Origin of the sequence: Mesorhizobium sp. L-8-3, from assembly GCF_016756615.1 — a bacterium.
Classification (GTDB): domain Bacteria; phylum Pseudomonadota; class Alphaproteobacteria; order Rhizobiales; family Rhizobiaceae.
The window spans coordinates 7,897,354-7,913,479 of record NZ_AP023262.1 but is presented as its reverse complement, the minus strand read 5'-3'; the positions used below and the strand labels follow the sequence as shown (position 1 = coordinate 7,913,479).

Here is a 16,126-nt window from a genome sequence, read left to right as displayed (position 1 = left end):
GTAGCCCCCAGCAGGTCAAACGGTCCACTCGGTGCGGCACCTGTCGCGGCATCGGATAACTGTCCGCAAGAGCTAAGGCGCGTTGCGATATTTCAGTTTCGCTTTCCGCGCTTCAGGTGTTTGTTCTTGCGCATGTCTCCCGGAACCGGTTCCCAGCTTCGGGAAACATGCTTCAGTACTCGCCTGAGCTCGATGGCACGCTGCGTTCTTGGAAATAGCGGAACCGGGCCGCGGCTTCGGTGCGGTTGTGAGCGCCGAGCTTGCTGATGATGTTGTGGAGGTGGATCTTCACGGTATGCTCGGAGAGGCGGAACTCGGCGGCGATGGTCTTGTTCTGAAGACCGCGAGAGACCATTTCCAGAATCTGCATCTCACGCGCGGTCAGTTCCGTGATGTCGTTCTCGCGCCCGTGCGGCAACCGGGTGCGCGGTCCTATCGGCAGGCTGTGTCTCTCGGCGAAAGCGCGAAGCATGCGCGGCGGATAGTACTCCCCCCCGCACAGCATCAAACGGATGACGGCGAGCCATGCGTCGAGACCCAGATTCATCGGCAACACACCCCGGATCACGCGCGAGGCGAGAACCTCGTTTATCGAGGAGACGGGTTTGTGATCGTCGACCTCGATCAGCGCTGCGATCGCCTGGGGGTGCTGGCGCGACAGCGCCGCGGAGGCCTCTTCGACGGCCTTCATAAGCTGGGCGTCGAGGAGGATCAGCGCCACCGGATGGGCAAAGGCGGTGCAGGCGGCGTCGACGCGGCTCACCCGTTCCACGTCGCACCACGGGAATTCCAGTCGCAGTGCGTGCAGCAGCCGTTCTGAAATCGAGCCGGGAGCGGTGGCCGTGAGGATCACCCGGCGCGGTTCGGCGCGCGCTTCGGGGTCGTGTCCGTTGGCGACGAGGCCGTCCTGTTCGTCCTTGTACGCGGGCGGCGTCATGTTCATCACCTGTCGTTTCCCTCGGTCCGTTCGTTCCTCGCCCGACGGACGCCCGTTTTCGGCATCCACAGCAGGAACATAGCGCCGCGAGGCCGCCACGCGCGACCGGGCCATAGGGTTGAGTTGTGGGCGTAGGTCCGGCGGTCGTGATCATGGCATCAATGGTCGTTCCTCATCCGAAGGAACTAGACCGAAAGTCCGACCACCTTCGATCGGCTTGTGTGGCCACCGCCGCGCGCTCTCCCGGAGAGGCATGAGGCAAAAATGCCTGCCTGGCGGCATGACGGCGGGGCGACGGTGCTCCCCCGAATGAGCCCGGCTTTCACCCTCCTCAGCAATTTTGATGAAGCCCGTGCGGGGGCCTTCCACTTTCCAAGATTGGCGGAAATCCGCAGATTGCGGCTTCGGAACCGGGACTGTCCGGCCTTCCCAGCCGGATTATTCACCAGGCAAGCGTTCGACGTCAGGCTCGATAGCAAGATGCGCGGATCATCGATAAAAGTTGCAGTAGCAACCCGCACACGGATGGCGGCCGGCATTCTTGCCCTTGCCGCTTCCGTGTTGGCGTTCCCCACATCGGCAGAGACGCTGGTCCCCCAGACAAAACTGCGCGTCGGCGTGATTCAGTGGATGCCGACGAAGGGCATGTATGAGCGCTGGGACGCCCTCGGCGGCGATTTCGTCGTCTCGCAGGACGGAACGGTGGTGATGCCCGTCATCGGCCCGGTCTCCATTGGAGATCTCGACACGGTCGGGCTGGCGGCGGAGATCGCCAAGCGTCTGCAGGAGAAGCTGGCGCTGGTCGACAGGCCCGACACCACCGTGGAGATACTTGACTATCCGCCGGTCTATGTCGTCGGCGACGTGACCAAGCCCGGCGAGTACCGCTACCGCGAGGGTATGACGGTGCTGCAGGCTCTGGCGCTGAGTGGCGGCCGGTCGCGGGTGCGTGTGCGGGCCTTCGAAGATGAAGCCCGGCTGGTCAGCGAACTCCAGTCGATCGAAACGGGCATTTTGCGCAGCACTGCCAGGATCGCTCGGCTGGAAGCCGAAAAGCAGGGTGCCCACGGGATAAGCTTTCCGGCGGCCGCCGCCGACGATCAGTCGGCCCAGCAGATCTTCGCGCAGGAAAGGGTCATCTTCACCACCCGCGCCAATGAGCTCGAGCGGCAGACCGGGTCGCTCGCCGATCTGCGCGAGTTGCTCAGCACCGAAATCGACGTGCTTCAGGAGAAGATCAAGGCTGCCGACGCCAGCATCCGGTCGGCCGAAACCGAACTCGCCAACGTGACGGGGCTCGTGGAGAAAGGGATCGCGGTCGCCTCGCGCAAATCGGACCTGGAGCGCGCGCTCTCCTCGGACCGCATGGACCGGCTGGATCAGATCACCGCCGTGATGCGGGCCAGGCAGGCGATCTCCGAGGCAACGCGCAACGAGGACGGCTTGCGCGACCGCAAGCAGACGGAGGTTGCCGCCGAACTTCAGGCGGAGCAGGCGTCACTGGCGGAGTTGAAGCGCAGACGCGAGCTGTCGCAGAAGCTGCTGCTCGACAGGCTGGGCTCGCAGCAGGGCGCGGGCGCGCAGGAGGCGCAGCCGACCTTCACGATCATCCGCAGGCAGAACGGCTTGCCGGTCGAAATCGCTGCATCGAGCGCGACGGATGTCGCGCCCGGCGACGTGGTCTCCGTGGCCGGCCGGCAAACGCCCGAGGCGAGCGGCCCTGCCGCGACGGCCGAGTTCTCGGCGACGGACACGTCTTCCGAGGAACTCGGCCAGTGACGCTCCCGCGTCCATGGCGGGCTCCTCCCCACAACCACGGGCGAATGCAGATAGGAGAACCATGAAGGGGATCATCCTCGCCGGCGGCAGCGGCACGCGCCTCTATCCGCTCACCATCGCTGTGTCGAAGCAGATCCTGCCGATCTACGACAAGCCGATGATCTATTATCCGCTGAGCGTGCTGATGCTGTCGGGCATCCGCGAAATCCTCGTCATCTCCACGCCCCGCGACCTGCCGTGCTTCCGGAGCCTCTTGGGCGACGGCAGCGATTTCGGGCTCGACTTCTCCTATGCCGAGCAGCCCCAGCCCAACGGCCTGGCCGAGGCCTTCATCATTGGACGCGACTTCATCGGCTCGGGCAGCGTCGCCATGGTGCTCGGCGACAACATCTTTTTCGGGCATGGCCTGCCGCAGCTATGCCAGGCCGCCGCGGCGCGGCGGGAGGGCGCGACGGTCTTCGCCTATCATGTCGAGGATCCGGAACGCTACGGCGTCGTCAGTTTCGACAAGGTCACCGGCAAGGCGACCGGCATCGAGGAAAAGCCGCTCAAGCCCAAATCCAGCTGGGCGGTGACCGGGCTCTATTTCTACGACAACAGCGTGGTCGATATCGCCTCCTCGATCGCGCCGTCGGCGCGCGGCGAACTCGAGATTACCGCCGTCAACAACGCCTATCTCATGCGCAATGCGCTGAATGTGTGCCGGCTCGGGCGCGGCTACGCCTGGCTCGACACGGGAACATGCGACAGCCTCTACGACGCCTCATCCTTCGTCCGCACCGTCGAGCGCCGTCAGGGCGTCCAGATCGCCTGTCCGGAAGAGATCGCGCTCGACATGGGCTGGCTCGATGCCGAGCAGGTGCTGAAACGGGCGAGCCAGCTCGGCAAGACCCCTTATGCCGCCTATCTCAACCGGCTCGTCGGCGAACTGCCCGAGCCCGGCGCCAAGGGGGCGGCTGCGCCGACCGGCCGACGTGCGGAACGCGTCGTTGTCTGAAGGAGCGGCGGGCGATGAACATCCTGGTTACCGGCGGTGCCGGCTTCATCGGATCGGCACTCTGCCGCCATCTCGCGGCTGACCCGCACCATCGCGTCGTCAATGTCGACAAGCTCACCTATGCCGGCAACCTCGCTTCGCTGCATGCCGTCGCCAACCGGCCCAACTACCGCTTCGTCCGCGCCGACATCGCGGACAAGCCCATTCTGCACGACCTGATGCGCGAGGAGAAGATCACACGCATCATACATCTCGCGGCGGAGAGCCACGTCGACCGCTCGATCGACGGCCCTTCCGCCTTCATGGAGACCAATGTCCTGGGCACGTTCCAATTGCTCGAGGCGGCTCTCGCCCACTGGCGGGGCCTTTCCGGGCCGGACGCCGCCGGCTTCCGCTTCCACCACGTCTCCACCGACGAGGTGTTCGGCGATCTCCCCTTCGACACGAGCCTCTTCACCGAGGATACGCCCTATGCGCCGTCTTCACCCTATTCGGCCTCCAAGGCCGCATCCGATCACCTGGTCCGGGCATGGCATCACACCTACGGCCTGCCGGTGACCTTGTCGAACTGCTCGAACAACTACGGTCCCTTCCACTTCCCCGAGAAGCTGATCCCGCTCACGATCCTGAACGCGCTCGATGAAATGCCGCTGCCGGTCTACGGCAAAGGCGATAACGTACGCGACTGGCTCTTCGTCGACGATCATGTCCGCGCCCTGGCGCTGGTCGTTGAGAAGGGCGATACCGGCCGGAGCTACAATATCGGCGGCAATGCGGAGCGTACCAACCTCGCCGTCGTCGAGACGATCTGCGAGATTCTCGACCGCAAGGCGCCCCGGCGCGGCGGCGCGCCGTACCGCGATCTCATCACCTTCGTCGCCGATCGACCGGGTCATGACCGCCGTTATGCGATGGATGCCTCCAGGCTGGAGCGAGAACTAGGCTGGCGTCCGCAGGAAAGCTTCGAGACGGGCCTGGCGCGTACAGTCGACTGGTATCTCGAGAACCAGTGGTGGTGGGAGCCGATCCGCGCCGGAACGTATGCTGGAGAGCGTCTCGGCCAGATGGCGTCGGCACGATGACGGCCGTGCTTGATGGCCGTTCTGCTGAACTGCAGGACAACATGGACGAGAATTCCGAAGCGGCCGGCGCGAAGGCCGCCGATTCCTACATTCAGATCCTGAAGTCCACGATCGTGATGGGAGGCTCTTCGGTCGTCAACGTCGCCTTTTCGGTGATTCGCAACAAGGCTGTGGCGGTGATGCTCGGTCCTGACGGCGTCGGACTGATGGGCCTCTACAACACGATTACCGACACCGTGCAGACCCTCGCCGGCATGGGGGTGCAGGCGAGCGGCGTACGACAGGTCGCCGAGGCTGTGGGATCCGGCGACGCCGACCGGATTGGCCGAATGGTCACGGTGTTGCGGCGCGTTTCGCTCGTCCTGGGCATCGTCGGCATGGGCTTGCTCGCGGCATTCTCACTGCCGATCGCGCAGTTCACCTTCGGCGATCACACCCATGCCGTCGCATTGGCCCTGTTGTCCGTGTCCGTCTTCCTGCGGCTCGTCTCGGGTGGCCAGACAGCTTTGATCCATGGCCTGAGACGCATTTCCGACCTTGCGTGGATAAGCATGCTCGGTGCCTTCGCCAGCACTGTCATCTGCATCCCCTTGATCTACTTCTTCCGGGAAGAAGGGATCGTGCCCTCTTTAATCGGCATCGCCATCGCGACGCTGGCGACATCGTGGTGGTACAGCCGCAAGATCCAGATTCCTGCGGCGGAAGCATCGTTGAAGGAAATGGGGCAGGAGACGGGCGCACTGTTGAAGCTCGGTTTTGCCTTCATGGCCAGCGCCTTCCTCACCGTCGCGGCGGCCTATGCCATCCGAATCATCATCCTGCGGTTGGGCGGCATCGAAGCAGCCGGCCTCTACCAGGCCGCGTGGGCGCTGGGGGGGCTCTACGCCGGCTTCATCCTCCAGGCGATGGGTACCGACTTCTACCCGCGACTCACCGCCGTGTCGTCGATTGACAGCGAATGCAATCGGCTCGTCAATGAACAGGCTCAGATCAGCATATTGCTCGCCGGCCCCGGATTGATCGCCACGCTGACCTTGGCGCCGGTCCTGATGACGGTGTTCTATTCGTCCGAGTTCCAGGCCGCGGTCGAACTCCTGCGCTGGATTTGCCTTGGGATGATGCTCCGCATCGTGTCCTGGCCGATGGGCTTCATCATCCTGGCCAAGGGAGCCCAGAAGATTCTCTTCTGGACCGAGGTTGCGGCAACGGTGGTGCATGTCGGCCTCGCCTGGCTGCTGGTCGAGCTGTTCGGCCTAGCCGGCGCCGGTGCCGCCTTTACCGGGCTCTATGTCTGGCACGCTATGCTGACCTATGTCATAGTCCGCCGCCTCAGCGGTTTCCGCTGGAGCGGCGCGAACCTCACCATCGGGCTTGTCTTCCTGGCGGCGGCCATGGCGGTGTTTCTCGCCTGTCTGGTCCTTTCGCTGCCGGAGGCGATCGCGGTCGGCCTGCTGGCTTCCTTGGCGTCCGGACTGTGGTCGCTGCGAAGACTGCTGAAGCTGATCCCGCGCGAGCGGCTTCCCTTCGGTCGCCTCATCCCGCGATGGATTTGAGGCGGCAATCTCCCCCGGTCGATCGCAAGCTTTCGCAGCACCGATTCCAGTGCGCTTCGAACCTTGGTATTGCATTGGCCTGAAAATCAAACGAGGGCGTTGGTCGCCGGCGCGAGTACCCAACGGTGTGACGTGATGCAGTCGGGACAGACGCTCGAGCAAAATAAATAGGCGGTGGTATCGATCACACATCGACACCACCGTTCAGGAGAGATGCAACTCAGGCGTTCGCGGCGATTGCCCTGCGTTGGCCGAGTACGTCGTGCAGGGCGTCCACGACGGACATCTGCTCATCCGACGTCATTTGTGCATAGAGGGGCAGGATGATCGAGCCGTTCTGGGCCGCGACGCTCCCATCGAGGCTGGAAGCGCGGCGGAAGCTGCCCGGCGCCGCATAAGCCTGTTCGAGATGGATGTTCATGATGCCGCGCCGTGTGGAGATTCCCCTGTCGAGCAGTGCCTGCATCACGCCGCGCTGGTCGACCGATGCGGGGAGCTTCACGCAATAACTTTGCCAATTGCTTCGTGCCCATTCGGGCTCCACGGGTGTCTTCAGTCCCGGAATGTCACCGAGATGCTGATCGTATTGCTGCGCAAGCCACCGCCGCTTCGCCACGATATCAGGCAACCGGCCGAGTTGTTCGCGTCCGATCGCGGCCTGGAGGTCGGTCATGCGATAGTTATAGCCTAGTTCCGGATAGGTCTCGTAGATGACCTGCTGCGAGCCGTGGCGAACCGTGTCGCTGATGCTCATTCCATGCTGCCGCCACAGCCGGAACTGATGATCGAAGTCCGGATTGGCCGTGGTCAGCATGCCGCCGTCGCCGGTCGTGATCACCTTGCGGGGGTGAAACGAGAAACAGGCGATGTCGGCACGCGGCGCTCCGATCTTTTGCCAGGTGCCGTCGACGCTGATTTCGCTGCCGATGGCACAGGCGGCATCCTCGATGACGGGCAGGCCGTGGACGGCGGCAATCTCCATGATACGCCCGAGATCGCAGGGCATGCCGAGCTGATGCACGCACAGAATCGCCCGCGTCGAATTGGTGACGGCTGAAGCGACCAGACCGGGATCGACGTTGTAGCCGTCGGGCTCGATGTCGACGAACACCGGCACCGCACCGCAATAGCGGATGGCATTGGCCGTCGCGATAAAGGTATGGCTGACGGTCACGACTTCGTCGCCGGGACCGACGCCGAGCGCCTTGAGAGCCAGGTGCAGGGCCGTGGTGCAGTTGGAGACGGCGCAGGCATGGGCTGCGCCGACGAAGCCTGCGAACTCGTTCTCGAAGGCTGCGACCTCGGGACCCTGGGTGACCCAGCCCGACATGACGACGCGCCGCGCCGCTTCGATTTCCCGTTCGTCGAGAAGCGGCTTGGCGATCGGGACGGAACGACCGGCGCTCGTCATTCTGCAGCCACGCGCGTTGCAAGGCTTTCCTGCCGCCACCAGGCGACCAGGTCGCGCAGGCCTTCGTCGAGGCCGACCTTGGCTTCGAAGCCGATCATTTCCCTGGCCTTTGTCGTATCGGCCAGCCTGCGCGTCACGCTGTTGACCTTGCGGGCCGGAGCATGGGTCGGCTCCAGGGAAGATCCCATTATGCGGAGCAAACGGTCGGCCAGCTCGCGCAAGCTGGTCTCGGTGCCGCTTGCAACGTTGAACACCTCGTCGGTGACATGGCTCTTCGCCGCCAGCACGTTGGCCCGTGCTATGTCGTGGACGTGGACGAAATCCATCGTCTGGGAGCCGTCGCCATGGATGATCGGCGGCTCGCCCGAGGCGATACGCTCCATCCATCGGATCAGCACTTCCGTGTAGACGCCGTGGACGTCCATGCGCGGCCCGTAGACGTTGAAGTAGCGCAACGCCACATAGTTCAGGCCGTACATCTCCGCGAAGGATCTGAGCAAGCCCTCGTTGAACGTCTTGGCCGCGCCATAGATCGTCCGGTTGTTGTAGGGGTGATGCGCCTCGGTCGTCGGGAAGCTCTCGGCGAGACCGAGCACCGAAGCGGACGAGGCCGCGACTACCTTCGAAACGCCGGCCTTCGCGGCCGCCTCGAGCACGTTGAAGGTGCCGCCGGCCAGCACGTCGAAGGCCAGGCGGGGTTCCTCGGCGCATTGGGTGATGCGGATCGCGGCCTGGTGAAAGACGATGTCGACGCCGTCCATGACCTTGGCGAGCAGGGCTTCGTCGCGGATATCGCCTTCGATGATCTTCAACCGAAAGCGGGAAGCGGCCTGCCGCAGGTTCTCAGGCGAGCCCCGGACGAAATTGTCGAGCACAAGCAGTTCGCGCGGCTGTTCGAGCGCGACGAGATCGGCGATATGCGAGCCGATGAGGCCTGCTCCGCCGGTGATGAGGATGCGCTTATTCTTCATGCGTGTCTCCATTGCCGGATGCGGCTGACGGTTCCTCACCGGTTCGCCAGCGTACGAACCTGGCTGGAACTCCGGCGACGATCGCGAAGGGCGGAACATCGGTCGTCACCACCGCACCCGCGCCGACGATGGCCCCTTTGCCGATGTCGACGCCGGGCAGGATCGTGGCGTTCGTGCCGATGTCGGCCCATGCGCCGATGCGCACGGGTCGGATCTCGAGGTCGGTGCGGACGATGGGGATGTCGACCGGAATGCCGTTGTGGACCGATCCGAGCAGCTTGGCTCCCGGCCCCCAGCCGACATATTCCCCGATCTCCAGGGCGCGTGCGTCGAAATAGGACTGCGGACCGATCCAGACATTGTCGCCGATCACACAAGTGCCGTCATATCTGCCCTGGATGAAGGCTTGCGAGCCGACGAACACGCCGCCGCCGATCTCGAAGGTTTCGGGATGCCTGAAGCCGACACCGCTGCCGACCTGCAGGCCGGGCCCGCAGCGCATGGCGAGCCCCCGCCAGATCGCCCGCCGCATCAGGGCGTCGAGCATTCCCTCGCCGTTGACGAAGCGGCCATAAAGCTCGATCAGGCCGCCGGTTCCATAGGAAGCCTTCAGGGTTTCCGACAGCCCTGTCTCGAAATCCGGATCGGGAGGAACCTCCCGCTGGCCATGGACCGCCGGCACAACGCGAACGGCGCGGGGCGTGTCAGCAGACATAGATTTCCTGTTCCACCGCGGCCACGACCTGCTCGACCTGCCTCGCCGTCATTTCGGGATAGATCGGCAGCGACAGGACCTCCCGGGCCGCAGCCTCTGAAATCGGGAAGTCGCCCGGCTTGTGGCCGAGATCGAGATGGGCTTCCTGCAGATGCACCGGGATCGGATAATGAAGGCCGGTATGGATGCCTTCGGCCGCCAGGGCTTTCTGAAGCCCATCGCGGTCGTGGGTCCGGATCGCGTAGACGTGGTAGACGTGGCGCCGCCCGTCGGCCTCGACCGGTGTCCTGATGCGCGTCGCGCCGCTCAGCAGGTCCGAATAGTGGCGCGCATGCCGCCGGCGCGCCTCGGTCCAGTTTTCCAGATGGCGAAGCTTGACCCGCAGCACCGCCCCCTGAATGCCGTCCATACGGTAATTGAAGCCCTTGAGGGCGTGGTGGTAACGCTGCTCCTGGCCCCAGTCGCGCAGCATGCGGATGGTTTTCATCTGCTCGTCGTCATTGGTGACGGCGATGCCGCCTTCGCCGCAGGCACCGAGATTCTTGCCCGGGTAGAAGCTGAAGCAGCCGGAGAGCCCGATTCCGCCGGCGCGCTGACCGAAATACACGGCGCCATGGGCCTGGCAGGCGTCCTCGATCACCGGCACGCCATGCCGTTCCGCGATTGCCATGATCGCATCCATGTCGGCCATCTGGCCGTAGAGATGCACCGGCAGGATCGCCTTGGTGCGCGGCGTGACCGCCGCCTCGAGCTTCGCCGGATCCATGGTCAGCGTGATGGGATCCACATCCACGAAGACCGGGCGGGCACCGGCATAGCAGATCGCCGAAACCGTCGCGACAAAGGTGAAGGGCACCGTGACGACCTCGTCGCCGGGCCCGATACCGGCGGCAAGCAGCGCCAGATGAAGTGCGCTTGTGCCGGTATTCACCGCGATCGCATGCTTCGCGCCGCAATAGTCGGCGAATTCGCGCTCGAACGCCGCGACCTCCTCGCCGAGCACATATTGCGTAGACGCCAGGACGCCGAGCACTGCCTTGTCGAGCTCTTCCTTGATACCGGCATATTGCGCCTTCAGGTCGAGGAAGGGGATCATGCCACGCGCCTCACGTCTTCGAGCTCGATCATCCGCCCGCGCTGGGCGAGCGATTGGGTGGCGGCTTCGAGAATGCGCACGACCCGCAGTCCGGCGCGGCCGTCGGCGATGGGTGTCTCGGCCTTCTCGATACATTGCACGAATTCGCGGATCTCGGTGCCCAGCGCCTCGGTGACCGCGAGGTGTGGCGCCCACATGTCGCCCGACCGGTAGCCGACGAGAGCCTGATAGGCGTTGCCGCCATTCGCGCCGGGATCGCCTTTGACCGTTATGCCCTTGTCGTAGACCTTGATCTTCTCGCTCGGTTCGAGATCGTCATAGACGATCATCCTGCGGCTGCCGCCGACCAGCGTGCGCCTGACCTTGACCGGCGCCAGCCAGTTCACGTGGACATGGGCGATCAGGTTGTTGTCGAACAGGAGGTTCAGATAGGCGATGTTGGCGGGCTCGCCGGCCACGTGGCTCATGCCCGTCGCGGAGACGGCAACCGGCTTGGCCGGCAGCACATAGTCCATGATCGACAGGTCGTGCACCGCGAGGTCCCAGATGACATTCACGTCGTGCTGGAACAGGCCGAGATTCACGCGGACGGAGTCGTAGTAATAGACGTCGCCGAGGCTGTCCTCGACAATCTCGCGCATCTTGCGGACCGCCTCCGTGTGGATGAACGTATGGTCCACCGCCAGCACCAGCTTGCGGCGGGCGGCTTCCTCGACGAGCCGTTGCGCCTCTTCGGTGGAGGAAGCGATGGGCTTCTCGACGAAGACGTGCTTGCCGGCCATCAGGGCGCTCATTGCGAGGCGGAAATGCGTCGAGACCGGCGTTGCGATGGCGACCGCCGCGACCTCGGGATCACGCAGCACGTCCTCGAAATCGTCCGTGAGCTTGACGGTGGGGTAGCTCCTGGAGACGGGCGTCAGGCGCTCCCTGTTCAGGTCGCATACCGCCACCAGCCGCACACCGGCCGCGCTGGCAAAATTCCGCACGAGGTTGGGACCCCAGTACCCATAGCCGACGACGGCGACACCAATCATCTTCATTCTCCCGGAAGTGCATGCTCGACGGGCATGTGATTGAGCTTGCCCACCTGCGCGGCCGGAACGCCGGCGACGATGGCATGGGCGGGAACATCCTTGGTGACGACGGCGCCGGCACCGACCAGCGCGCCTTCGCCGATCGTCACGCCGGGGAGGATCGTGGCATTGCTGCCGATCGAGGCGTGCCGGCGCACCCGCGTGGGGACGACGCTCCAGTCGCCGTCCGTCATAAGCCTGCCGTCGGGCATGACGGCGCGCGGGTAGAGATCGTTGGTGAACATCACGCCGTGGCCGATGAAGACGCCGTCCTCGATCGTCACGCCCTCACAGATGAAGGAATGGCTGGAGATCTTGCAGTCGCGCCCGATCACGGCATTCTTCTGCACCTCGACGAAGGTGCCGATGCGCGTGCCGCCGCCGATGGAGCAGCCGTAGAGATTGACGAGGTCGGGATGGTGGATCACCACGCCTTCGTCCAAAACCACGTTGGAAGAGATCATTCGCCCCGCTTTCTTGTCTGCGGCATCGCTCCCGATGCCGCCTGATACGGATTGTCCTCCCGCAGCCGAAGCCGGGGGAAGAAACCTGTTTCATCCGGCCCTGGAACCGCACGACGACGCGCGATTGCATCGATTTCGCGATCCAAGGAGATTGCTTTTCAGGCCCGGAGTAAATTGTGGAAAACGTGGTAGGAGGCTGCCCGAAAGGGGTATTCCGGTCGATCTGCCGCTGAACGATCTCAGGCGCGAATAAGCTCAACGGCAGCAGAAAGACTGCAAGGACTCGTTCGTGGATCAGGAAATGTCTTCCCGCTTGAAGTTGTTTGACGGTGTTGCGGTTCGGAAATTTCGATTGTAGCGCACTGCCCATTCGGGAAAGGTGGTTCTTTCGGCGCCAATACATTGCAGAAAACTGCGGAGCCGCTCCGGGTGAAAGAAGATTGCGAGCCCACGGCATCCGGCCCCGCGGCCGCCTCACCCCCCGTCTATTTCCTTTCCGTGAAACTGGTGGCGAAGTCGCCCACCTCCGTGTTTCCCGGATAGATCGGATCGGTCAGGTCAAACGAGGTGTATCCGTAGTGGCCCTTGCCGGTGAGGTTGTTCGTTGTGCACACCGTCGTGTCATTGATCGGACCATCGCCTTTACGTCCATCGAAATAGATCGTGTGCCCGCCCCCAGAAAGACGGTTGCTGTCGATGGTGATGAGCCACGTCGGTGCTTCAGGCTTCCCAAAGGAACGCCTGCTTATGTCCTGTTCCAGCGCCCGCTGAGACGCGAAGCGTCCGCTCCGAAGGCCAGGCTCAACATGACCCCCGATCTGTACAACCTGACGATCACGACGCCGAAGAGGGCGAGCGCGCGGGAACGCAGACCCTCGAGCCGGTTCGAGAAGCCGATCCGCACGACTTCCGCGACGGGAGAGGCGGCGACGGCGGCGCTGCGCAGCACCCAGCGCGGCCACCAGCCCGGCTTCGACCGGATCTTGGCGAAGTCATGCGCCGTATGCCGATCCCATTTCTGGGCGAGCTCGGCGAGGTTCTGGCGGGCTGGGTGATAGACGATCATGTCGGGACGATAGTGGGTGCGATAGCCAAGCCGCAGCGCACGCTGGCCCCAGTCGCGGTCTTCGGCGATGTCGATCCCGCCGAAGGGACCGATCGCCGCGAAGATCTTCGCGCGCACCGCCAGATTGCCGGTGCCGGTGAAACCCTGCCTGGCGATGTATTCCTTCATCCGATAGGCGAAGACGCTTTCATAGGCCTCGAGCAGCGTCAGCCGCCGCGGGTCGCGGCAGGCGATGCGCACGTCGCCGCCCAGGATCGCGACGTCCGCATCCTGGGCGAAGCTGCGTTCGATGGCGGCGAGCCAGCCTTCGTGGGCGCTGCAGTCGGCGTCGATGAAGGCCAGTATGTCCCCCGATGCATGCGAGACGCCGAGATTGCGCGCCGGTCCCGGCCCGGGGATCGGCTGCGACAGGAGCGTGGTGCCGGGACAGGCGGCGCAGACCTGGCGTGGAAGCTCCTTCGAGCCGTTGTCCACCACGATGAGCTCGACCGGTCGGTCGAGCTCACGCTGGCTTGAAAGTGACGCAAGGCACCGGCCCAGGGCTTCCGGCTGGTCAAGATGCGGGATAATGACGCTGATCATTGACGTTCAGTCTCGGGCGGAACAGGTTCTGATACGCGTCGAGATAGTGCCGCGCCTCCACCGGCCACTGGAACTCGCGCTCGGCGATCGCGCGTCCCGATTGCCCCATGCGCTTCCGCCGTTCGGGATCGTCGACCAGTGCCACGATCCCGTCCGCCAGTGCCCGCGGCGAGTGCTCCGACACCACCAGCGCCGCGTTTCTCGCCTCTCGCGCCGCCTGGCGCAAGTTGAATTGAACGAAGGGCAGGCCCAGCATCATATATTCGAAGACCTTGTTCATCGACAGCTTGTCGTTGAATTCGTTCGGCGGGTCGGGGATAACGCCGACATTGAGCGCTGACAAATGCGACAAAAGCGTAGGGCCGCTGAGATAGCCGGTGAAGTGCAGCGACTGGTTGAGGTCCAGCGCCGAAGCGGTCGCCCTCAGCCGGTCGAGTTCGGGACCGTCGCCGATGATGAGGCAATTGATGTCTCGCCGCCGCCGCACATGCACGATCTCGGCCATGGCGCGCACCAGCATATCGACGCCATCCTGGGCGCCCATGATGCCGATATAGCCGATGAGGTGCCTGCCTGGCACGACCAGCGACTGCTCTGCCTCGGTCAGCCTGAATTTGCCGGCCTCGGGATAGCTCTTGACCACCACGACGCGGTCTGGATCCATGCCGCCGCGGCTCACCGCGATGTCGCGGAAGGTCTCGTTGGTGGCGATGCTGGCATCGGCCACCCGGAACGTCAGCCGTTCGAAGAAGCACAGCAGCCGGTAGAAGAGATCCTTGCGGCCGAACTTGGTGACATAGAGCTCAGGCCCGAGGTCGTGATGGTCGAAGACGAAATAGGTGCCGAACATAGCCTTGTGGACCAGCGCGACCAGGAACATCAGGTCGGGCGGGTTGCAGGCCTGGATGACGTCGATGGGCCGGCGCCGCCTGACCCGGAATGACAGCCGCAGCTGATGCATCAGCGCCGCGCCGTATTCGCGCATATAGCCGGCTGCCGATTCTGCTTCCTTCAGCGGATGCCGGTAGATGTGGATGCCGCCGATTACCTCATAAGTCTTGTCGAAGCCCTTGCCTGTCGGACAGATGACCGAAACCTCGTAACCGGCGTCGTTCAGCGCCTGGGCTTCCTGCCAGACCCTTCGATCAAAAGGAACGGGCAGGTTTTCGACCAGGATCAGGATATGGTGCTTTTTGGAAATGGTCGCCTCCCATGTCTGGCAACATCGGGCAGTGGCAAGACCATACGGGTCGCCGTCCGTAACTCTCCAGTCGGCAAAGCGGATAGGCGGTTGCACCTTTTGTTGAGGTACCCATGGCCGCGGGCCGGGGATAAACGATTTAACTGGAATTTTCCGGCGCAGGGGCGCGCCTTGGAGAGCCGTGCGTCCAGTTGGACGCAGAAAGGTCGCTCCAAGGCTTGGAAGCGATGCATCGTGCCTTCCGAAAGTCTAATCCGATTTTCGGACCGATGCGGACGGGCGGCAGCGGGGAACGGGCAGACAGTGTCAAACCCTGGTTCGAAAATGGGCGATCGGCGCATCGAGATACGCCCGATCACCGACGCGGATGTCGCCCGCGTCGCGCAATTCCTTCATGACGAGCTGAACGGCCGGATTGCGGCATCGACATGGGCTGCGGCGATGCTGCCGTCCTGGCCCGCGGCGGCCCCCAACCACGGCTTCATGCTGGTCGACTGCGATCGTGTGCTTGGTGCCTATCTGGCGTTCTATTCGCAGCGTCAGGTCGACGGACAGGTCGAGAAGTTCTGCAATCTCGCCGCATGGTGCGTGGCCGAGGATCATCGGGCCCACGGTCTGCGCCTGCTCAGGGCGATCCTGGCGCAGGACGGCTACACCTTCACCGACCTGTCGCCGAGCGGGAACGTGGTGCCGCTCAATGCCCGGCTGAACTTCCAGCATCTCGACACCGAGACGGCGCTGGTCGCCAACCTGCCTTGGCCCGGCTGGGCGACGGGGACGCGCATCGTGGTCGAGCCGGCGCTGATCGAAGCCAGCCTCAGCGGGCGCGATCTCGAAATCTATCGCGACCATGCCCATGCGCCGGCGGCGCATCATCTGGTCGTCCAGCGTGGGGGTCGGTCCTGCTACGTGATGTTCCGACGGGACCGGCGCAAGAAGCTCCCGCTCTTCGCCTCGATCCTCCATGTCGGCGATCCCGAACTGTTCCGGAAGACGGCCCGCAGCGTCTACGGCCATCTCCTCGCCCGCCATGGAATACTGGCGACGCTTGCCGAAAAGCGTGTCGTCGGGTACCGGCCGCACTTTTCGATACCGATCGCCTCGCCGCGTCCCAAGATGTTCCGAAGCGGCCGATTGCGGGCCAGCCAGGTGGACTACCTCTACAGCGAACTCACCTGTGTCCCGTGGTAACGACGAAT

15 protein-coding genes are annotated in these 16,126 nt (G+C 64.0%); 5 read left to right on the top strand and 10 right to left on the bottom strand.

Annotated elements, in window-relative coordinates; translation table 11 throughout:
- Window positions 1-172 precede the first annotated feature (172 nt).
- Window positions 173-943, bottom strand: a complete 771-nt coding sequence (locus JN302_RS36445; RefSeq protein ID WP_244846118.1) for a helix-turn-helix transcriptional regulator — start codon at window positions 941-943, stop codon at window positions 173-175.
- A gap of 474 nt (window positions 944-1,417) precedes the next feature.
- Between JN302_RS36445 and JN302_RS36440 the strand changes: the two genes are divergently transcribed.
- From JN302_RS36440 to JN302_RS36425, 4 genes are all read left to right on the top strand, one after another.
- Window positions 1,418-2,716 (top strand): polysaccharide biosynthesis/export family protein, encoded by a 1,299-nt coding sequence (locus JN302_RS36440; RefSeq protein ID WP_446720700.1) that lies wholly within the window; start codon window positions 1,418-1,420, stop codon window positions 2,714-2,716.
- 61 nt (window positions 2,717-2,777) lie between these two features.
- Entirely contained in the window at window positions 2,778-3,713 is a 936-nt protein-coding gene (gene rfbA / locus JN302_RS36435; protein WP_202330828.1) for a glucose-1-phosphate thymidylyltransferase RfbA, read from the top strand.
- 14 nt (window positions 3,714-3,727) lie between these two features.
- The gene (gene rfbB, locus JN302_RS36430; protein WP_202330827.1) at window positions 3,728-4,795 is read left to right on the top strand and encodes a dTDP-glucose 4,6-dehydratase; all 1,068 of its coding nucleotides are present in this window, start codon (window positions 3,728-3,730) and stop codon (window positions 4,793-4,795) included.
- A gap of 41 nt (window positions 4,796-4,836) precedes the next feature.
- Window positions 4,837-6,348, top strand: a complete 1,512-nt coding sequence (locus JN302_RS36425; RefSeq protein WP_202334567.1) for an O-antigen translocase — start codon at window positions 4,837-4,839, stop codon at window positions 6,346-6,348.
- 220 nt (window positions 6,349-6,568) lie between these two features.
- On the opposite strand, the gene JN302_RS36420 is transcribed toward JN302_RS36425, so the two are convergent.
- The 9 genes from JN302_RS36420 to JN302_RS36385 form a co-directional block, all read right to left on the bottom strand.
- The gene (locus JN302_RS36420; protein WP_202330826.1) at window positions 6,569-7,759 is read right to left on the bottom strand and encodes a DegT/DnrJ/EryC1/StrS family aminotransferase; all 1,191 of its coding nucleotides are present in this window, start codon (window positions 7,757-7,759) and stop codon (window positions 6,569-6,571) included.
- Window positions 7,756-8,730 carry an NAD-dependent epimerase/dehydratase family protein gene (locus tag JN302_RS36415; RefSeq protein WP_202309154.1) on the bottom strand — a complete coding sequence of 325 codons (975 nt, stop codon included), beginning with the start codon at window positions 8,728-8,730 and terminating at the stop codon, window positions 7,756-7,758. Before JN302_RS36415 ends, JN302_RS36420 begins: the two co-directional genes overlap by 4 nt.
- Window positions 8,720-9,445: an acyltransferase gene (locus JN302_RS36410; protein WP_202309153.1), complete on the bottom strand. Its 726-nt coding sequence runs from the start codon at window positions 9,443-9,445 to the stop codon at window positions 8,720-8,722. Before JN302_RS36410 ends, JN302_RS36415 begins: the two co-directional genes overlap by 11 nt.
- A complete protein-coding gene (locus tag JN302_RS36405) occupies window positions 9,435-10,541 on the bottom strand; it encodes a DegT/DnrJ/EryC1/StrS family aminotransferase (protein ID WP_202330825.1) in 1,107 nt (368 codons plus the stop codon). Before JN302_RS36405 ends, JN302_RS36410 begins: the two co-directional genes overlap by 11 nt.
- Entirely contained in the window at window positions 10,538-11,575 is a 1,038-nt protein-coding gene (locus tag JN302_RS36400; RefSeq protein WP_202330824.1) for a Gfo/Idh/MocA family protein, read from the bottom strand. Before JN302_RS36400 ends, JN302_RS36405 begins: the two co-directional genes overlap by 4 nt.
- 2 nt (window positions 11,576-11,577) lie before the next feature.
- Window positions 11,578-12,078, bottom strand: a complete 501-nt coding sequence (locus JN302_RS36395; protein WP_202330823.1) for an acyltransferase — start codon at window positions 12,076-12,078, stop codon at window positions 11,578-11,580.
- Window positions 12,079-12,563: 485 nt separating this feature from the next.
- Window positions 12,564-12,692, bottom strand: a complete 129-nt coding sequence (locus JN302_RS39715) for a hypothetical protein (RefSeq protein ID WP_274609244.1) — start codon at window positions 12,690-12,692, stop codon at window positions 12,564-12,566.
- A gap of 131 nt (window positions 12,693-12,823) precedes the next feature.
- Complete coding sequence (locus JN302_RS36390; RefSeq protein ID WP_202309149.1) at window positions 12,824-13,726, bottom strand: glycosyltransferase; 903 nt, start codon at window positions 13,724-13,726, stop codon at window positions 12,824-12,826.
- The gene (locus JN302_RS36385; RefSeq protein WP_244846117.1) at window positions 13,698-15,023 is read right to left on the bottom strand and encodes a glycosyltransferase family 4 protein; all 1,326 of its coding nucleotides are present in this window, start codon (window positions 15,021-15,023) and stop codon (window positions 13,698-13,700) included. Before JN302_RS36385 ends, JN302_RS36390 begins: the two co-directional genes overlap by 29 nt.
- 228 nt (window positions 15,024-15,251) lie before the next feature.
- Between JN302_RS36385 and JN302_RS36380 the strand changes: the two genes are divergently transcribed.
- Window positions 15,252-16,118, top strand: coding sequence for a hypothetical protein (locus tag JN302_RS36380; RefSeq protein WP_244846116.1), 867 nt, complete (start codon window positions 15,252-15,254; stop codon window positions 16,116-16,118).
- Window positions 16,119-16,126 lie beyond the last annotated feature (8 nt).